Here is a 19,253-nt window from a genome sequence, read left to right as displayed (position 1 = left end):
GGCGGCCGGCGCTACCGCTCCTGCCGTCAACACTTCACGCCAGCTCCCGACAAAACCCAACTTGCAGCACTGCCAAGGGCGTTGTGCGTTCAAGCCCTGAATGCGCGAACTCTTGACGTGTCTGGTTCAGACCTTTACTTTTGCCGATCAGAAAGTGGAATGGCGTTCATGTCCTTGAACTGCCTGGTCGACCCGGTAGATCCGCGGTGGGCTTCGGCGCCCGGCCGCCTCCACCGACGAACCCTCCCCCACCCGAGAGGACCCCCACATGCACCGGACCCGTCTGCCACTCACCGTGGCCGCGCTCGCCCTCGCCGCCGGCGGTCTCACCGCCGCCACCGACACCCCCGCGGAAGCCGCCGCCGGCCGGATCACCGGAATCGGCGGCAAGTGCGTCGACGTCGCGGGGGCCAACACCGCGAACGGCACGCCCGTCCAGCTCTACGACTGCAACGACACGGCCGCCCAGACCTGGGACGTGGGCGCCGACGGCACCGTCAAGGCCCTCGGCAAGTGCCTCGACGTGACCTCGGGCGGCACGGCGAACGGATCGACGGTCCAGCTCTGGGACTGCAACGGCTCCGCCGCCCAGCGCTGGACGGTGACCGCCGCCCGCGACCTCGTCAACCCGCAGGCCGACAAGTGTCTCGACGCCACGGGCAACAGCTCGGCCAACGGCACCCGGCTGCAGATATGGACGTGTACCGGTGCGGCCAACCAGAAGTGGACGGCTCCCCCGGCCGGCGGCACCGGCCCGGCCCCCGGCGGGACCATGGCCGTCGCCCCGTACCTCTACAACGGCTGGGGCAGCCCGCCGAGCCCGACGACCGTCATGAACGCCACCGGCGTCAAGTGGTTCACGCTCGCCTTCGTCCTCAGCAACGGCTACTGCAACCCGCAGTGGGACGGCGGCCGCCCCCTCGTCGGCGGCGTCGACCAGCAGACGGTCAACACGGTCCGGGCGGCCGGCGGCGACGTCATCCCCTCCTTCGGCGGGTGGAGCGGCAACAAGCTGGAGAGCTCCTGCTCCAGCGCGGGCGAACTCGCCGCCGCGTACCAGAAGGTCATCGACGCGTACGGCCTGAAGGCCATCGACATCGACATCGAGGCCGCCGCCTACGACAGCCCCACCGTCCAGCAGCGCACGGTCGACGCCCTCAAGACGGTCAAGGCCGCCAACCCCGGCCTGAAGGTGTACGTCACCTTCGGCACCGGCCAGAACGGCCCCGACACCAGCCTCATCAACCGCGCCGCCGCGGCGGGCCTCACGGTCGACAGCTGGACCATCATGCCGTTCAACTTCGGCGGCAACGGACAGAACATGGGCACCCTGACCGTCCGCGCGGCCGAGGGACTCAAGACCGTGGTGAAGAACGCGTACGGCTACGGCGACGACCAGGCCTACCGCCACACCGGCATCTCCTCGATGAACGGCGTCACCGACGTGGGCGAGACCATCACCCAGGCCGACTTCCGCACCATCCTCGGCTACGCGCAGCAGCGGCACCTGGCCCGGCTGACCTTCTGGTCCGTCAACCGCGACCGGCCCTGCACCGGCGGCGGCGCCGACACCTGCTCCGGCATCGGGCAGCAGGCTTGGGAGTTCACCCGGATCCTGGCCGCCTACAACGGCTGATCCACGGCCGCGACCACGGCCCCGGTACCCCTCCCAAGCGCCTCCGCAGCTCCGTGTCTCCCCCCTTGCCCCACCGTCCAAGGAGCCCCATGCCCGCCCCCGCCCCGCTTCCTCCGTGGAACACCGCGCCCCGGCGCCCCGCCCGCGCCCGCCCGCGTCCCCACCGCCTCGCCGCGGTCCTGGCCACCGGCACAGTGCTCTGCTCGGCCCTCGTCGCGCTCTCCCCCGCCGCTGCCGCACCCGCCGCCGAGTCCGGGGTCACGGCGGCTGCCGAAGTCCCCACCGGCCTGGTCACCGTCGTCAACTCCGGCAGCGGCAAGTGCCTCGACGCCCGCGCCGCCTCGACCGCCAACGGAACCGCCGTCCAGCAGTACGCCTGCAACGGCACCACCGCCCAGCAATGGAGCATCGCACCCACCTCCGACGGCCACGTCCGGATCGGCAGCCGCACCGACTCCGCCCAGGTCGTCGATGTGAGCGACGTCTCCACCGCCGACAACGCCGCCGTCCACCTGTGGACCTACGGCGGCGGCCTCAACCAGCAGTGGCGGGCCGTCGACGAGGGAGCCGGCGCCTTCCACCTCGTCAACCGCAACAGCGGGAAGTGCCTCGACGTCCCCGCCGCGTCCACGGCCGACAGCGTGCAGCTCGTCCAGTACACCTGCAACGGCACGGCCGCCCAGCGCTTCCAGGTCACGCCCGTCAGCACCGCGCCCGGGGACGTCGACCTCGGGCCGAACGTCGTCGTCCTCGACCCCTCGATGCCCTCCGCGACCGTCCAGGGCCGCCTGAACACGATCTTCCAGCGCCAGGAGACCAACCAGTTCGGACCGGAGCGCTACGCCGTCCTGTTCAAGCCGGGCACGTACAACAACGATGTCAACGTCGGCTTCTACACCCAGGTCCTCGGCCTCGGCCAGTCCCCCGACGCCGTGACGATCAACGGCGCCGTGCATGTGGAGGCCGACTGGTTCCCGCCGCAGAACGCGACCCAGAACTTCTGGCGCGGGGCCGAGAACCTCTCCGTCAACCCCACCGGCGGCACCGACCGCTGGGCCGTGTCCCAGGCCTCGGCGTACCGCCGGATGCATGTGCGCGGCAACCTCGAACTGAGCGACGGCGGTTGGTCCAGCGGCGGATTCATGGCCGACACCAAGATCGACGGCCAGGTGCGCTCCGGCACCCAGCAGCAGTGGCTGACCCGCAACTCCCAGCTCGGCTCCTGGACGGGGTCGAACTGGAACATGGTCTTCGTCGGCAGCCAGGGCGTCCCCGGCACGAGCTTCCCCAATCCGCCGCACACGACCGTGGACCGCTCCCCCGTGGTCCGCGAGAAGCCTTTCCTCACCGTGGATTCCGCCGGTGCCTACAAGGTCGTCGTGCCCGCCCCGCGCACCGACTCCACGGGCACCACATGGGCGGCCGGCGGCACCCCCGCCGGGACCCAGCTGCCCATCGACCGCTTCCACATCGTGAAGCCGGGCGCGACCGCGGCCCAGATCAACGCCGCCCTCGCCGCGGGCAAGGACCTCCTGGTCACCCCCGGCGTGTACCACCTCGCCGAGACCCTCCGGGTCACCCGCCCCGACACCGTGGTCCTCGGGCTCGGCCTCGCCACCTTCGTCCCCGACAACGGCATCACCGCGATGACCGTCGCCGACGTCGACGGGGTGAAGATCGCGGGCGTCCTCTTCGACGCCGGTACGGTCAACTCGCCGACCCTCCTGGAGCTGGGCCCCGCCGGATCGTCCGCCTCCCACGCCGCCGACCCGACCTCGCTCCACGACGTGTACTTCCGCGTCGGCGGCGCGGCCGTCGGCAAGGCCACCACCAGCCTGGTCGTCAACAGCGACCATGTCATCGGCGACCACCTGTGGGTCTGGCGCGCGGACCACGGCACCGGCGTCGGCTGGAACACCAACACCGCCGACACCGGCCTCGTCGTGAACGGCGACGACGTCACCATGTACGGCCTGTTCGTCGAGCACTACCAGAAGCACCAGACCGTCTGGAACGGCAACCGCGGCCGGACGTACTTCTACCAGAACGAGATGCCGTACGACCCGCCCAACCAGGCCGCCTGGATGAACGGTTCGACCCAGGGCTACGCCGCCTACAAGGTCGCCGACTCCGTCACCAGCCACCAGGCCTACGGACTGGGCAGCTACTGCTACTTCAACGTGAATCCCGGCGTCACCGCCGAGCACGCCATCGAGGCCCCCAACCGTCCCGACGTCCGTTTCCGGAGCATGGTCACCGTCTCCCTCGGGGGGACCGGCACGATCCGGCACGTCGTCAACGACCGCGGCGGCCCGTCCAACTCCTCGACCAACGTCGCGAACCTGGTGAGCCACCCATGAGACGACACCTGATACGGCTCCTCGGCCTGATGGCCCTCGTCCTCGGCCTCGGCGCCGTCGCACCCGCCCAGGCGGCCCCGGCCGCACCGGAGTTCAAGGTGCTCGCGTTCTACAACGGCACCTGGGACGCGGCCCACATCGACTTCGTGAAGGAAGCCAACGACTGGTTCCCGCGCACCGCGGCCGCCAACAACTTCAGCTACACGGCGACCACCGACTGGAACCTGCTCGCCAACGGCGGTGTGGACGCGTACGACGTCGTCGTCTTCCTCGACGACGCCCCGCAGAGCGCCGCCCAACGCGCGGGATTCGAGCGGTACATGCGCAACGGCGGCGGCTGGCTCGGCTTCCACGTCTCGGCGTTCACGACGAACGCCTCCGGCTGGAACTGGTACTACAACCAGTTCCTGGGAAGCGGGAACTTCCGCTCCAACACCTGGGGCCCGACCACGGCCCTCGTGCGCACCGAGAACGCGACCCACCCCGCGGCGGCCGGGCTGCCCGCGACCTGGACCTCGGCCGTCAGCGAGTGGTACAGCTGGTCGAACAACCTGCGCGCAAACCCGTCCATCAAGGTGCTCGCCTCGGTCGACCCGGCCGGCTTCCCGCTGGGCACCGACCCGAACCAGACCTGGTACAGCGGCGACTACCCCCTCGTGTGGACCAATACGCAGTACCGCATGCTGTACGCCAACTTCGGCCACAACGCCATGAACTACGACACCGGCACCCGGCTCTCCTCCACCTTCGCCAGCCCCACCCAGAACCGTCTCCTGACCGACGGCCTGAAGTGGCTGGCGGGCACCGGCACCACCCCACCGCCGGGCCCCTTCCCGGGGGACTCCTGGTACGCGCTGGCCGCCGAGGCCAACGGTCTGTGCGTCGACGTCCGGGCGGCGGGCACGGCCGACGGCACGCCCGTCCAGCAGTACACCTGCAACGGGACCCAGGCCCAGCAGTTCCGCTTCACCCCCACGACCGACGGCTACAGCCGCATCGGCGTCCGCCCCGCTCCCCAGCAGGTTCTCGACGTCACCGACCGGTCGACCGCCGACGGCGCGCCCCTGCAATTGTGGTCCTCGTCCGGCGGCACCAACCAGCAGTGGCTGCCGGTGGCCGAAGCCTCCGGCCGGTACCACTTCGTCGCCCGCCACAGCGGCAAGTGCCTGGCCACCACCGGCACCGGCACGGTCGGCGTCCCCCTCGTCCAACGCCCCTGCGACGGCTCCCAGTCGCAGAGCTTCCGCCCCACCGCGGTGCCCTAGGCATCACACGAACAGAGGCACCACCCCCACACGGAGGCATCACCCGCACGGAGGCATCACACCCACACGGTTCACCCTTCCGGCGCCGCCGCCCCCCGGGCGGCGGCCTCGGCATGCACGCCCGGTGACCCGGGACGATCATCCGTACATGGCAGGTACTCCCTCACCCCCCGTGCCGACCGACACCACCGTCGAGGCACCCCGCCAGGGGCTGGCGCTCGCGGCCATGCTCTTCGCGGTGTCGATGACCTTCATCGACCAGACCATCGTGTCGATCGCCGCCCCGAGCATCACCGACGAGCTGGGCCTCTCCGCCTCCGGCATGCAGTGGGTCGTCAACGCCTACCTGCTCTCCCTCGCCGCGTTCTTCGCGCTCGGCGGCCGGCTCTCCGACCTCTTCGGACACCGCCTCGTCATGCTGATCGGCACCCTGGTCTTCGTCCTCTCGTCGGTGCTGTGCGGATGTGTGCCGTCCGGCGACCTCGCACAGACCTGGCTGATCGTCTTCCGCGCCACCCAGGGTCTCGGCGCCGCCCTGATGTTCCCGGCGGCGCTGGCCGTCGTCATCGCCGTCTTCCCCGTCGAGCGGCGCGGCCGGGCCCTCGCGCTCTTCTTCGGGCTCTCCGGAGCCCTCACCGCCGTCGGGCCCCTGCTCGGCGGCTGGCTGACCTCCTGGACCTGGCGGGCGATCTTCTGGGTCAACGTGCCGGTGGCCGTCGTCGCCATCGTGCTCGCCCTGCTCGCCCGGATCCCCGAGAGCCGTCGCTCCGAGCGGCTTGACGTCGTCGGCGCCGCGCTCGTCGCCGTCGGGATGGGTCTGAGCGTGCTGGGCTTCCAGCAGGCCTCGTCCTGGGGCTGGGGCTCCCTCGCGACCTGGGCCTGTGTCATCGGCGGCCTGCTCGTACTGGTGCTCTTCTTCGGTTACGAGCGGCGCACCACCCACCCGCTGATCGACTTCGACGTCTTCCGGGACCGGGCCTTCACGGTCGACAGTCTCGTGCTGTTCTTCGCGATGCTCGCCTTCGTGCCGGTCTTCTTCTTCTCGTCCGTGTACGCCCAGGTGTCGCTGAGCGCCTCCCCGAACCAGGCCGCGCTGTTCCTGCTGTACTTCTTCATCGGCTTCGCCATCGCCTCACAGTGGGGCGGCAGGATCCTCGACAAGCGCGGTGCCCGGCCGGCCATGAAGCTCGGCTGCGCGCTCGGCGCGGTCGGCTTCTACCTCTGGGCCCAGAAGATGACCGACCTGTCGATGCACGACCAGTGGCCGTACGCGGCCATGGCGGGCGCCGGTATCGGCTTCCTGCTCGCGCCGGCGTCCACCGACGCCGTCAACCGGGCCATCGGCGCCTCGTACGGCGAGGTCACGGGGATCACCCAGACGATCCGCAACTACTCGGCCGCCATCGGCATGGCCGTCTTCAGTACCCTGCTGGCCCATGTCTCCACGGACCGCATCACCACCACGCTCCAGGACCGCGGCCTGCCGGTGGCCGAGGCCTCGGCCACGGCGGAGAAGGTCGCCGAGGCGGTCACCGGTCACCCGGACGGCCAGGGGCCGACCGGTGACGGGCCGGTGGCGAAGGCCCTGCAAGGGGCCGGGGACGCGATCCGGATGGACTTCGCCGAGGCCAACCAGTGGGTGTTCTACGGCATGGCGATCGCCCTGGCCGTGGCGTTCCTGTGCGCGCTCGCCCATCCTGGGACGCGGGTCACCGAGCGCACCCCGGAGTACTGACCTCCCTCTCCCCGTCGCCGACCTCTTCCCCCACCACCAGGGAGCCAGATGGGCCTCCGCCTGATCCTCCGATGCCGTACCGTCCTCGCCGCCACTGCGCTCGCCGCCGTCACGACGGCGGCCGCGCCCGGCCTGCCGCCGCTGCCCGGCACCACCGCCGCCGCGGCCACTCGCACCTTCTCCCCGTCGGGGGGCTCCATGCCGTCGGCCGCGTCCCCCGAGTCGCCGGACGCCGCCTCGTCAGCCGCGTTCGACCCCGCGCCCGCGCGGGACAGCCTGGAGCGCCTGCTGCCCTCCCGGGCTGAGCAGTTCACCCTGGTCCCGGTCGAGGAACCCGCCTCGGGCGACTACTTCTCGGTCTCGGGCGAGGCCGGGGCGATCCTCGTACGGGGCACCTCCCCGGCCACCCTCCTCACCGGAGTCGGCTGGTACCTGGAACGGGTCGCGGGCGTCGACATCGGATGGCCCGGGTCCAGCGTCGGTCGGCTGCCCGGCACGCTCCCGGCCGTCACCGGGACCATCACCCGGTCGGCGGCCGTACCCCACCGCTACGCCCTCAACGACACCGACGAGGGGTACTCCGGCGCCTACCGCGACTTCGCCTCCTACCAGCACGACATCGACCTGATGGCGCTGCACGGCGTCAACGAGGTCTTCGTCCCGACAGGAGCCGAGTACCCGTACTACCGGGCACTCCAGGAGTTCGGCTACGACGCGGCGGAGTTGCGCGACTGGATCCCCGCCCCGGCCCATCAGGGCTGGTGGCTGCTGCAGAACCTGTCGCACTTCGCCGGGCCGGTCTCGGAACAGCTGATCGAGGCCCGCGCGACCCTCGGGAGCCGGATCTCGGGCCACCTACGCTCCCTGGGGATGGCGCCCGTGCTGCCGGGATTCTTCGGCACGGTGCCCCCGGACTTCGCCGCGCGGAACGACGGCGCGGTCACCGTCCCGCAGGGCAGGTGGGTGGGTTTCGACCGACCCGACTGGCTGGATCCGACCGGCCCGGTCTTCCCCCGTCTGGCCGCCGCCTACTACCGGTTCCAGCAGGAGCGGTTCGGTGCCGGCGACATGTTCAAGATGGACCTGCTGCACGAGGGCGGGATTCCCGGCACAGTCGACGTCGCGGCTGCCGCCGGGGCCGTCCAGCAGGCCCTGGACGCCTCGCATCCCGGCGCCACCTGGGTCATGCTCGGCTGGCAGCACAACCCGACGCCCGCCCTCCTCAGCGGGGTCGACCGCCGCCGGGTGCTGATCGTCGACGGCCTCTCGGACCGCTACGACGGCCTCGACCGCGAGACCCAGTGGGACGGCACGCCGTACGCCTTCGGCACGATCCCCAATTTCGGCGGCCACACCAGCATCGGCGCGAACACCGGCGCGTGGGTGGAGCGCTTCCACACCTGGCTCGCCAAGCCGGACAGCGCGCTGCGCGGCATCGCGTACCTCCCCGAGGGCACCGGCGGGGACCCCGCCGCGTTCGACCTCTTCACCGAACTCGCCTGGCAGCCGGACCCGATCGACCAGAAGAGCTGGTTCGCCGCGTACGCCGCCCGGCGCTACGGCGGTGCGGATCCGCATGCCGCCGCCGCGTGGGAGGAGCTGCGCCGCGGCCCGTACAGCATGCAGACCGGCACCTGGAGCGAGCCGCAGGACGGCCTCTTCGCGGCGCGGCCGAGTCTGACGGCGGCCACCGCCGCGAAATGGAGCCCGAAGACCATGCGGTACGACGCGGCCACGGTGGAGCGGGCGCTCGCGGAGCTGCTGAAGGTGGCTCCCCGGCTGCGGGCCACGGACGCGTACCGTTCCGATCTCGTGGACGTGGCACGGCAGGCGCTGTCGAACCGCAGCCGGGTCCTGCTGCCCCGTATCAAGGCCGAGTACGAGGCCGGTGAACTCGCGGCCTTCCGGGCGCTGGTACGGGAGTGGCAGGCGCACGAGGAGCTGCTCGGACGGCTCGTCGGCTCCGACCGGCGGTTCCTGGTCGGTCCCTGGCTCGCCGACGCGCGTTCCTGGGGCGCCGACCCGGCCGAGCGGGACCGACTGGAGTACGACGCCCGCTCGATCCTCACCACCTGGGCCGACCGGGGACCGAGCGAGACGGGCGGTCTGCGCGACTACGCCAACCGTGAGTGGTCCGGCCTCGTCCAGGACGTCTACGCGCCCCGCTGGGCCGCCTATTTCGCGAGTCTGGACAGCGCGCTGGTGAACGGCACGGCGCCGGTCGCCGTCGACTGGTTCGCCAGGGACCACGCGTGGGCACAGGGCCACCAGCCCTACCCGACGACACCGACGGGTGATCCCGTCGCCCTGGCCGGCGAGGTGCAGGCGGCCCTGGCGGCCACGAGGGAGAAGGCGTGACCGAGGAAGTCTGGCCGATGGTGCACGCCGAGCGTGCGGCGCTGATCGACGACCTGGCCCGCGTCGAGGACGAGCGGTGGCTGGAGCCGTCGCTCTGTGACGGATGGACGGTGCACGACGTGCTCGCCCATCTGGTCGACAACGCCCGCACGACGCGCCTCGGTTTCGTGAAGGGCATGGTCCTCGCGCGGTTCGACTTCGACCGCCAGAACAGGCGCGGTGTGGAGCGCGAGCGCGGGACCACACCGCGGGAGACCCTGGAGCGGTTCCGTCGGGTGTCGTCGAGGAGGTCGGCCCCGCCGGGGGCCCTGGACAGCCGGCTCGTCGAGGAGATCGTGCACGGCGAGGACATCCGTCGGCCACTGGGTCTCTCCCGCGCCTACCCGCCCGACGCCGTCGTCAGATCCCTGCGTCTCCAAGCGCGTACGCCGGTGTCCTTCGGCGGTGCGAAGGAGCTGCTGACCCGGGTCCGGCTCACGGCGACGGACGCCGACCTGACACTGGGAACCGGGCCGGAGGTGAACGGCCCCGCCCTGTCCCTCCTGCTGGCGGTGACGGGGCGTCGGGCGGTACTGGACGACCTCCACGGCCCGGGCGTCGCCACGCTGTCGGCCGGCGCCTGAGCTGCCGGACGGCGGTGGGGGTGACCCCGTACCGCCGTCCCCATTACCGTCCCGAACCGGCCACGCGCAAGACGTCGGCCGGAGAATCCTCGCCGGCGCACTAGACTGGCGGGCTGTTTGGCGTCGGACCGGAACAACCTGGGCAGACCCGGGCTCCGCCGACGACCCGGACGTTGCCGGGAACGAGACGCGAGGTCCGATGGCAGCCACATCCGAGCACGGTGACACCACTCTGCTCCACGACGGGGACGCGTGGGAGGAGGAGTCCGGAAAGTCCGCCCGGTTCTCCGCCGGCCCCGCGGCCCCGGTGCGCACCCTCGTCGACATCTTCGAGGCATCCGTCCTGGCCCACCCCGACGAGCTCGCCCTGGACGACGGCACCACCCGGCTGACCTACCGGGCGCTGGCCGTGGAGGTCGAACGCCGGCGGCGCGCCCTGGCGGCCGCCGGAGTGGGGCTCGGCGACCGGGTCGGCGTCCGGGTGCCCTCCGGGACGAACGAGCTGTACGTGGCCATCCTCGCCGTGCTCGCCGCGGGCGCCGCCTATGTGCCGGTCGATGCCGAGGACCCGGACGAGCGGGCCGAGCTGGTCTTCGGCGAAGCGGGCGTTCGCGCCGTCCTCGGTGCGGATCGGCGGATCGACACCGCAGGGCACTCGGGGTACTTGGGGGACCCCGCCCCCGCCGCACGTCCCGGCCCCGAACACGACGCGTGGATCATCTTCACCTCCGGCTCCACGGGCACGCCGAAGGGTGTCGCCGTCGGTCACCGCAGCGCCGCCGCGTTCGTGGACGCCGAGGCCGCGCTGTTCCTCGTCGAGGAGCCGATCGGACCGGGCGACCGGGTCATGGCGGGACTCTCCGTCGCCTTCGACGCCTCCTGCGAGGAGATGTGGCTGGCCTGGCGCTACGGCGCCTGCCTCGTGCCCGTCCCCCGGTCCCGGGTGCGCAGCGGCGCCGACCTCGGGCCCTGGCTGGTGGAGCAGGAGATCACCGTGGTCTCCACCGTTCCGACGCTCGCCGCTCTCTGGGATCCGGAGACCCTCGACGAGGTCCGGCTGCTGATCTTCGGCGGCGAGGCCTGCCCGCCCGAGCTGACCCAGCGTCTGGTCACCGAGGGCCGCGAGGTGTGGAACACGTACGGCCCCACCGAGGCCACCGTCGTCGCCTGCGCCTCCCTCCTGACGGGCGAGGAGCCCATCCGGATCGGTCTCCCGCTGAACGGCTGGGAGCTGGCCGTGGTCGACGAGTCCGGCGAGCCGGTGCCGATGGGCGGCAGCGGCCAGCTGGTGATCGGCGGCGTCGGGCTCGCCCGCTACCTCGACCCCGAGAAGGACGCCGAGAAGTACGCCCCGCTGGAATCCCTCGGCTGGGAACGGGCGTACCGCAGCGGTGACCTCGTCCGCGCCGAGCCGGAGGGCCTCGTCTTCCTCGGCCGCGGCGACGAGCAGATCAAGCTCGGCGGCCGCCGCATCGAGCTGGGTGAGGTGGACGCCGCCCTCCAGGGCCTGCCCGGTGTCGCGGGCGCGGCCGCCGCCGTCCGTACGGCGCGCAGCGGCAACCAGTTGCTGGTCGGCTATCTCGTCACCCAAGAGGGTTGGGACCACGCGGCGGCGGTCGAGCGGCTGCGCGCCGAACTCCCCGCGGCCCTCGTGCCGCTCCTCGCACCCGTCGCCGAGCTGCCCACCCGTACGTCGGGCAAGGTCGACCGGGACGCGCTGCCCTGGCCTCTCCCCGACCTGGAGACCACCGGTCCCACCGAGCAGTTGTACGGCACCGAGGCCTGGCTCGCCGAGCAGTGGACCGAGACCCTCGGCGTGGCCGTCACCGGCGCCGCCGACGACTTCTTCGCGATCGGCGGCAACAGCCTCGCCGCCGCCCAGCTCACCACCCGGCTGCGCACCCGCTATCCGAGCGCGGCCGTCGTCGACATCTACCAGCAGCCCACCCTGCGCAAGCTGGCCCGGCGCCTGGAGAGGTCCGTCCAGGACGACGGAGCCGTACGGACCGTCGAACCGGTCCCGCTCCGGGCCGGGCTCCTCCAGACCGTCCTGCTGCTCCCGCTGTTCACCGTGGTCGGGCTCCGCTGGACCGTCGCGCTCCTGGCCCTGGGGAACGTCCTGCACCGGTTCGGGCCCTACCCGTGGGCGCCGACCGCCTCGTGGTGGCTGGTCGCGGCCGGTGCGGCGCTGCTCTTCAGCCCGCCCGGCCGGCTCGTGATCGCCGCGGGTGGCGCGCGCCTGCTGCTGCGCGGGGTGAAGGCGGGACGCCACCCGCGCGGCGGAAGCGTCCATCTGCGGCTGTGGACGGCGGAGCGGCTGGCCGAGTGCGTCGGCGCGACCTCCCTCACCGGCTCCTGGCTGGAGCGCTACGCGCGGGCCCTCGGCGCCAAGGTCGGCCCCGAGGTGGACCTCCACTCGCTGCCGCCCGTCACGGGCATGCTCAAGCTCGGGCGCGGCTGCGCCGTGGAGTCCGAGGTGGACCTCTCCGGGTACTGGCTGGACGGCGACCGGCTGGAGATCGGCCCGGTGAAGGTCGGCGCGGGTGCCGTGGTCGGTACCCGCAGCCTGCTGTTCCCCGGGGCGCGGGTCGGCAAGCGGGCCGAGGTGGCCCCGGGTTCGGCCGTGGCCGGGCAGATCCCGACCGGGCAGCGCTGGGCCGGAGCCCCTGCGGGCAAGCTCGGCAAGGCCAAGCGGAACTGGCCCAAGGAGCGGCCGGCGCGTGCGGTGCGCTGGCGCGCGGTGTACGGAGCGACCGGCTTCCTCCTCACGGCTCTGCCCGTGCTCGCCGCTCTTCCCGCTCTGCTGGTCGTGAGCCGCTTCGTGCCCGCCGACGCCGGGCTCGCCGAGGCGCTGCCGGGCGCGCTGCTCGCCGTGGTGCCCGGGGCGCTCGCCTACGGGTTCGCGTACGCGTCGCTCGTGCTGGTCTCGGTACGGCTGCTGAGCCTCGGGCTGCGCACCGGAAGCCATCCGACGCACAGCCGGGTCGCGTGGCAGGCGTGGACGGTCACGCAGCTGATGGACCTGGCGCGGGAGACGCTCTTCCCCCTCTACGCCGGGCTCGTCACTCCCGTCTGGCTGCGGCTGCTCGGGATGAAGATCGGCCGGGGCGCCGAGGTGTCCACGGTGCTCGCACTGCCGAGCCTCACCACCGTCGGCGAGGGCGCGTTCCTCGCCGACGACACCCTGACCGCCCCGTACGAGCTGGGCGGCGGATGGGTGCGGATCGGGCACTCGGAGATCGGCCGCCGGGCGTTCCTCGGCAACTCGGGCATGACCGCGCCGGGCCGCACGGTCCCGGACGACGGTCTGGTCGGGGTGTTGTCGGCGACGCCGAAGAAGGCCAAGAAGGGCAGTTCGTACCTGGGGCTGCCGCCGGTGAAGCTGCCGCGGTCGGCGGCGGACTCGGACCAGAGCAGGACGTACGAGCCGCCCGCGCGCCTGCTGTGGGCGCGCGGCCTGGTGGAGCTGTGCCGGCTGGTTCCGGTGTTCTGCTCGGCCGCCCTGGCGGTCCTGACCGTGGCGGCGCTCTGCGCCCTGGCCACGACGACCGGTCTGGGGATCTGGGGCACCGCGCTGCTGTCGGGGGCGGTCCTCCTCGCCGCCGGTGCGGCGGCGTGCCTGGTCGCCGTGGCCGCCAAGTGGCTGCTCGTGGGCCGGCACCGGACGGGTGAGCACCCGCTCTGGTGCGGGTTCGTGTGGCGCAACGAACTGGCCGACACGTTCGTCGAGGTGCTCGCCGTGCCGTGGCTGATCGGAGCGGTGCCGGGAACACCGGTGCTCGCCCTGTGGCTGCGCGGGCTCGGGGCACGGATCGGCCGGGGCGTGTGGTGCGAGAGCTACTGGCTGCCCGAGACCGACCTGGTCGTGCTGGGCGACGCGGTCAGCGTGAACCGCGGCTGTGTGTTGCAGACTCACCTCTTCCACGACCGGATCTTGAGGACGGATACTGTGGTCCTCCGCGAGGGCGCCACCCTGGGCCCGGGCGGAATCGTCCTGCCCGGCAGTACGGTCGGGGCCCGCAGCACGCTGGGTCCCGCCTCTCTCGTGATGGCCGGGGAATCCGTCCCCGCCGACACCCGCTGGCTGGGCAATCCGATCGAGGCGTGGCGGGCCTGAACGGGCAGCACGAGCACAGCACAGGGCAGGGAGCGGAAGCGGCAGTGAGCGGCCAGCGGACAACGGCATCGGACCCGTACTTTCCGGACCACGGCGACTCCCGGTACCGCGTGCACCGGTACGAACTCGCTCTGGAGTACCGTCCCGGCCCGAACCGGCTGGCAGGCACGGCCCGGCTCAGCGCCATCGCCGGACGGGCGCCGCTCACCGAGTTCCACCTCAATCTCTCCGAGTTCAAGGTGGGCCGGATCCTGGTGGACGGCCGGGCGCCGCACTACGCCCACCGCGGCGGCAAGCTGCGCGTCCGGCCGGCGAAGCCGCTGCCCGCGGGTGCCGCCTTCACCGTCGAGGTGCACTACGCGGGCAACCCCAAGCCGGTGCGCAGCCCCTGGGGCGGCCTCGGCTGGGAGGAGCTGACCGACGGCGCGCTGGTGGCGAGCCAGCCCGTCGGCGCGCCCTCCTGGTACCCCTGCAACGACCGGCCGGCCGACAAGGCCTCGTACCAGATCTCGGTCAACACGCCCTCCGCGTACACCGTGGTGGCGGGCGGCCGGCTGCTCACCCGTACGACCAAGGCCAGCACGACCACCTGGGTGTACGAGCAGTCCGCGCCCACCTCCAGCTATCTGGTCGGTCTCTCCATCGGCATGCACCAGACGGTGCTGCTCGGGGATCCCGGGCTCGGCGGGGTGCCGCAGAGCGCCCATGTGCCGGCGCACCTCCTGCCCCGCTTCTCCCGTGACTTCGCCCGGCAGCCCGCCATGATGCAGCTGTTCGAGGAACTCTTCGGTCCCTACCCGTTCGGCGAGTACGTGGTCGTCGTCGCCGACGAGGAGCTCGACGTCCCGGTGGAGGCCCAGGGCCTCTCCCTCTTCGGCACCAACCATGTCGACGGCGCGCGCGGTTCCGAACGCCTCGTCGCCCACGAGCTGGCGCACCAGTGGTTCGGCAACAGCGTGACCATCGCCGACTGGCGGCACATCTGGCTGAACGAGGGTCTGGCCAAGTACGCCGAGTGGCTCTGGTCGGAGCGCTCCGGCGGCCGTACGACGCACGAGCTCGCGGCCGCCGCACACCGGATGCTGGCCCGGCACCCGCAGGACATGAAGCTCGCCGACCCCGGCCGCAAGCAGATGTTCGACGACCGACTGTACGAGCGCGGGGGTCTCACCGTGCACGCGGTCCGCTGCGCCCTGGGTGACGGCGCCTTCTTCCGCATGCTGCGGGACTGGGCCACCGTGCACCGCCACGGCGTGGTGACCACCGCGGCCTTCACGGCCCACGTGGCCCGCTACGCGACCGAGCCGGTGGACCAGCTGCTCACCGCCTGGCTCTACCAGCCGGCCCTCCCGCCCCTGCCTTCCCCCCACGGCTCCGCGTCGATACCGGAACGCCCCGCGTACCCGCCCACGAACGGCGGATCCACGGGCCGGGGCAGGGCCTCCGCGTAGCGACGCGGCCTTCGCGGCCTTCGGGGGCCTCGACAGCGGGACGGGTGGGACCGCGCGGGGTCGGGTCTCCGTTCTGATCTGACGCCTTCGGCGACCCGTCCCCTGCCACCCTCCGCCCTCGCCTCGGCGTGAAATGTTTCATTCGCGCTGCCCGGATGCCGGAACCATCCGCCCGGCCGGTCAAGAGCCCACGTCTGCCGACCGGTCAAGAACCTTGACGACCCTCACCTCCGGAGCTAGCTTCCCCTCACGTAATGAATCGATTCACTAGTCCGAGGTGACCATGCCTGACATAGCCGCCGTGAAGGCCGCACTCGCCCGCCAGCGGATCGAGACACCCTCCTGGGGCTACGGAAACTCCGGCACCCGGTTCAAGGTGTTCGCGCAGCCGGGCGTACCGCGCACCCCGCAGGAGAAGCTCGACGACGCGGCGCAGGTCCACGCGTTCACCGGCGTCGCCCCCAAGGTGTCCCTGCACATCCCGTGGGACGAGGTCGACGACTACGCGGCTCTCGGCGCGTACGCGAAGGAGCGCGGCCTCGAACTCGGCGCGATCAACTCCAACACCTTCCAGGACGACGCCTACCGGCTGGGCAGCGTCTGCCACCCGGACGCCAAGGTCCGCCGCAAGGCCGTCGACCACCTGCTGGAGTGCGTCGACATCATGGACGCCACCGGTTCGAACGATCTGAAGCTGTGGTTCGCCGACGGCACGAACTACCCCGGCCAGGACGACATCGTCGCCCGCCAGGACCGGCTGGCGGAGGCCTTGGCCGAGGTGTACGGGCGGCTCGGCGACGACCAGCGGATGCTGCTGGAGTACAAGTTCTTCGAGCCCGCCTTCTACACGACGGACGTGCCCGACTGGGGCACCTCGTACGCCCACTGCCTGAAGTTGGGCCCGAAGGCGCAGGTCGTCGTGGACACCGGGCACCACGCCCCGGGAACCAACATCGAGTTCATCGTGGCCTTCCTCCTGCGGGAGGGAAGGCTCGGCGGCTTCGACTTCAACTCGCGCTTCTACGCGGACGACGACCTGATGGTCGGCTCCGCCGACCCGTTCCAGCTCTTCCGGATCATGCACGAGGTCGCCCGGAACGGCGGCCTCGATCCCGCCACGAACGTGGCGTTCATGCTCGACCAGTGCCACAACATCGAGGCGAAGGTCCCGGCCGTCATCCGCTCCGTGACGAACGTGCAGGAGGCCACCGCCAAGGCACTCCTCGTCGATACCGACGCCCTCGCCGCCGCACAGCGGGCCGGTGACGTGCTGGGAGCCAACGCGGTCCTGATGGACGCGTACAACACCGACGTACGGCCGCTGCTGCGCGAACTGCGGGAGGAGCGAGGCCTCGCCCCCGACCCCGTCGCGGCCTACGCCGCCTCCGGTCGGCAGGAGCGGATCGCGGCCGAGCGGGTCGGCGGGGAGCAGGCGGGGTGGGGGGCCTGACCGACGCGTTTCCCCCCGCCGAGCACGGGGCTTCCACTCCCCCGCCTTCACTCACCGCACGTTCTCTTCCGAAGGGCTGATCCCGCATGGCTACCCACCCCGAAGTCGCCGCGCTCCTCGACCGCGCGCACCGGCTGGGCTCCGACCCGCGCAACACCAACTACGCGGGCGGCAACGCGTCCGCGAAGGGCGCCGTCACCGACCCGGTGACCGGCCACGACATCGAGCTGATGTGGGTGAAGGGCTCGGGCGGCGACCTCGGCACGCTCACCGAGGACGGCCTCGCCGTGCTGCGGCTCGACCGGCTGCGGGGGCTCAAGGAGGTGTATCCGGGGGTGGAACGCGAGGACGAGATGGTCGCCGCGTTCGACTACTGCCTCCACGGCAAGGGCGGCGCCGCCCCGTCCATCGACACGGCCATGCACGGTCTCGTGGAGGCCGCTCACGTCGACCACCTCCACCCTGACTCCGGCATCGCCCTGGCCTGCGCGGCGGACGGTGAGGCGCTGACCGAGGAGTGTTTCGGGGAGAAGGTGGCGTGGGTGCCGTGGCGGCGTCCGGGGTTCCAGCTCGGCCTCGACATCGCCGCGATCAAGGAGGCCAACCCCCGGGCCGTCGGTGTGGTCCTGGGCGGGCACGGCATCACGGCCTGGGGCGCGAGCGCCGACGAGTGCGAGGACAACGCCCTGTGGATGATCCGTACGGCGGAGACGTTCCTCGCCGACCGGGGCAAGGAGCAGCCCTTCGGCGCGCCGTCGGAGGGCTACGGCGCGCTGGACGAGGAACCGCGCAGGGAACGGGCCGCCGCCCTCGCGCCCGTCGTCCGGTCGCTCGCTTCCCAGGACCGGCCGCAGGTCGGGCACTTCACCGACTCCGAAGCGGTCCTCGACTTCCTCTCCCACGACGGGCACCCGCGCCTCGCCGCCCTGGGCACCTCCTGCCCGGACCACTTCCTGCGGACCAAGGTCAGGCCGCTCGTCCTCGACCTGCCCGCCACGGCCGAACTCGGCGAGGCCGTCGCCCGGCTGAAGGAGCTGCACACCGCGTACCGCGAGGAGTACGCCGCCTACTACGCGCGCCACGCCACCACCGGCTCCCCCGCGATGCGCGGCGCGGACCCGGCGATCGTCCTGGTCCCCGGCGTCGGCATGTTCTCCTTCGGCAAGGACAAGCAGACCGCCCGGGTGGCCGGCGAGTTCTACGTGAACGCGATCAACGTGATGCGGGGCGCGGAGGCGGTCTCCTCGTACGCGCCGATCGAGGAATCGGAGAAGTTCCGGATCGAGTACTGGGACCTGGAGGAGGCCAAGCTGCGGCGCATGCCGAAGCCGAAGCCGCTGGCCACCCGGGTCGCCCTGGTGACGGGCGCCGGCTCCGGCATCGGCCGGGCCATCGCGCAGCGGCTGGTCGCCGAGGGCGCTTGCGTGGTGGTCGCCGATCTGAACGGGAAGAACGCGGCGGCCGTCGCCGAGGAGCTGGGCGGTCCGGACAAGGCGGTGGCGGTCACCGTCGACGTCACCTCCGAGGCACAGATCACGGAGGCGTTCAAGGCCGCCGCCCTCGCCTTCGGAGGCGTCGACCTGGTCGTCAACAACGCGGGCATCTCCCTCTCCAAGCCGCTGCTCGACACGACGGCCGGGGACTGGGACCTGCAGCACGCCGTCATGGCCCGGGGGTCCTTCCTCGTCTCCCGCGAGGCCGCCCGCGTCATGATCGAGCAGGGGCTCGGCGGCGACATCGTCTACATCGCCTCGAAGAACTCCGTCTTCGCCGGCCCGAACAACATCGCGTACTCCGCCACCAAGGCCGACCAGGCCCACCAGGTCCGGCTCCTCGCCGCCGAGCTCGGAGAGCACGGCATCCGCGTCAACGGCGTCAATCCGGACGGTGTCGTGCGCGGCTCCGGCATCTTCGCCGGCGGCTGGGGCGCCCAGCGGGCCGCCACGTACGGGATCGAGGAGGAGAAGCTCGGCGAGTTCTACGCCCAGCGGACGCTGCTCAAGCGCGAGGTGCTCCCCGAGCACGTCGCGAACGCGGTCTTCGCCCTCACCGGCGGCGACCTCAGCCACACCACCGGTGTGCACGTCCCCGTCGACGCGGGGGTCGCGGCGGCGTTCCTGCGCTGACGGGCGGAACTCGATCGCCCTGGGGCCGGTGAACCGAGGCCGGCTCCAGGTGCGCCCGCCGGTGCCGCCGTTCCCGCTCCCGTTTCCCGCTCCCCCCACTTCCGCGCTTCCTCTCTTCCGCGCTTCCCCGCT

10 protein-coding genes are annotated in these 19,253 nt (G+C 72.0%); all 10 read left to right on the top strand.

All coding sequences use genetic code 11. The annotated features are described in order from the left end of the window. The first annotated feature begins 268 nt into the window (after positions 1–268). Positions 269–1,636, top strand: a complete 1,368-nt coding sequence (locus OG259_RS36435) for a ricin-type beta-trefoil lectin domain protein (protein ID WP_328946129.1) — start codon at positions 269–271, stop codon at positions 1,634–1,636. A gap of 89 nt (positions 1,637–1,725) precedes the next feature. Next, positions 1,726–3,996, top strand: a complete 2,271-nt coding sequence (locus tag OG259_RS36430) for an RICIN domain-containing protein (protein WP_328946128.1) — start codon at positions 1,726–1,728, stop codon at positions 3,994–3,996. Further along, the gene (locus tag OG259_RS36425; RefSeq protein WP_328946127.1) at positions 3,993–5,261 is read left to right on the top strand and encodes a ThuA domain-containing protein; all 1,269 of its coding nucleotides are present in this window, start codon (positions 3,993–3,995) and stop codon (positions 5,259–5,261) included. Before OG259_RS36430 ends, OG259_RS36425 begins: the two co-directional genes overlap by 4 nt. Positions 5,262–5,409: 148 nt before the next feature. Beyond that, complete coding sequence (locus tag OG259_RS36420; protein WP_328946126.1) at positions 5,410–6,996, top strand: MFS transporter; 1,587 nt, start codon at positions 5,410–5,412, stop codon at positions 6,994–6,996. A gap of 48 nt (positions 6,997–7,044) precedes the next feature. Beyond that, a complete protein-coding gene (locus tag OG259_RS36415; protein WP_328946125.1) occupies positions 7,045–9,354 on the top strand; it encodes an alpha-N-acetylglucosaminidase in 2,310 nt (769 codons plus the stop codon). A gap of 17 nt (positions 9,355–9,371) precedes the next feature. Further along, complete coding sequence (locus OG259_RS36410) at positions 9,372–9,977, top strand: maleylpyruvate isomerase family mycothiol-dependent enzyme (RefSeq protein WP_328947283.1); 606 nt, start codon at positions 9,372–9,374, stop codon at positions 9,975–9,977. Between the two features lie 199 nt (positions 9,978–10,176). After that, positions 10,177–14,094 (top strand): Pls/PosA family non-ribosomal peptide synthetase, encoded by a 3,918-nt coding sequence (locus tag OG259_RS36405; protein ID WP_328946124.1) that lies wholly within the window; start codon positions 10,177–10,179, stop codon positions 14,092–14,094. Positions 14,095–14,138: 44 nt separating this feature from the next. Continuing rightward, on the top strand, positions 14,139–15,545 hold the full coding sequence (locus OG259_RS36400) for a M1 family metallopeptidase (RefSeq protein WP_328946123.1): 1,407 nt from the start codon (positions 14,139–14,141) through the stop codon (positions 15,543–15,545). 283 nt (positions 15,546–15,828) lie between these two features. After that, positions 15,829–16,995, top strand: coding sequence for an L-rhamnose isomerase (gene rhaI / locus OG259_RS36395; RefSeq protein WP_328946122.1), 1,167 nt, complete (start codon positions 15,829–15,831; stop codon positions 16,993–16,995). A gap of 86 nt (positions 16,996–17,081) precedes the next feature. Continuing rightward, positions 17,082–19,121, top strand: a complete 2,040-nt coding sequence (locus OG259_RS36390; protein ID WP_328946121.1) for a bifunctional aldolase/short-chain dehydrogenase — start codon at positions 17,082–17,084, stop codon at positions 19,119–19,121. Positions 19,122–19,253 lie beyond the last annotated feature (132 nt).

Origin of the sequence: Streptomyces sp. NBC_00250 (assembly GCF_036192275.1) — a bacterium.
Lineage (GTDB): Bacteria > Actinomycetota > Actinomycetes > Streptomycetales > Streptomycetaceae > Streptomyces.
Note: the sequence above shows the minus strand (reverse complement) of the source record. Positions and strands in the feature narration are given on the sequence as shown.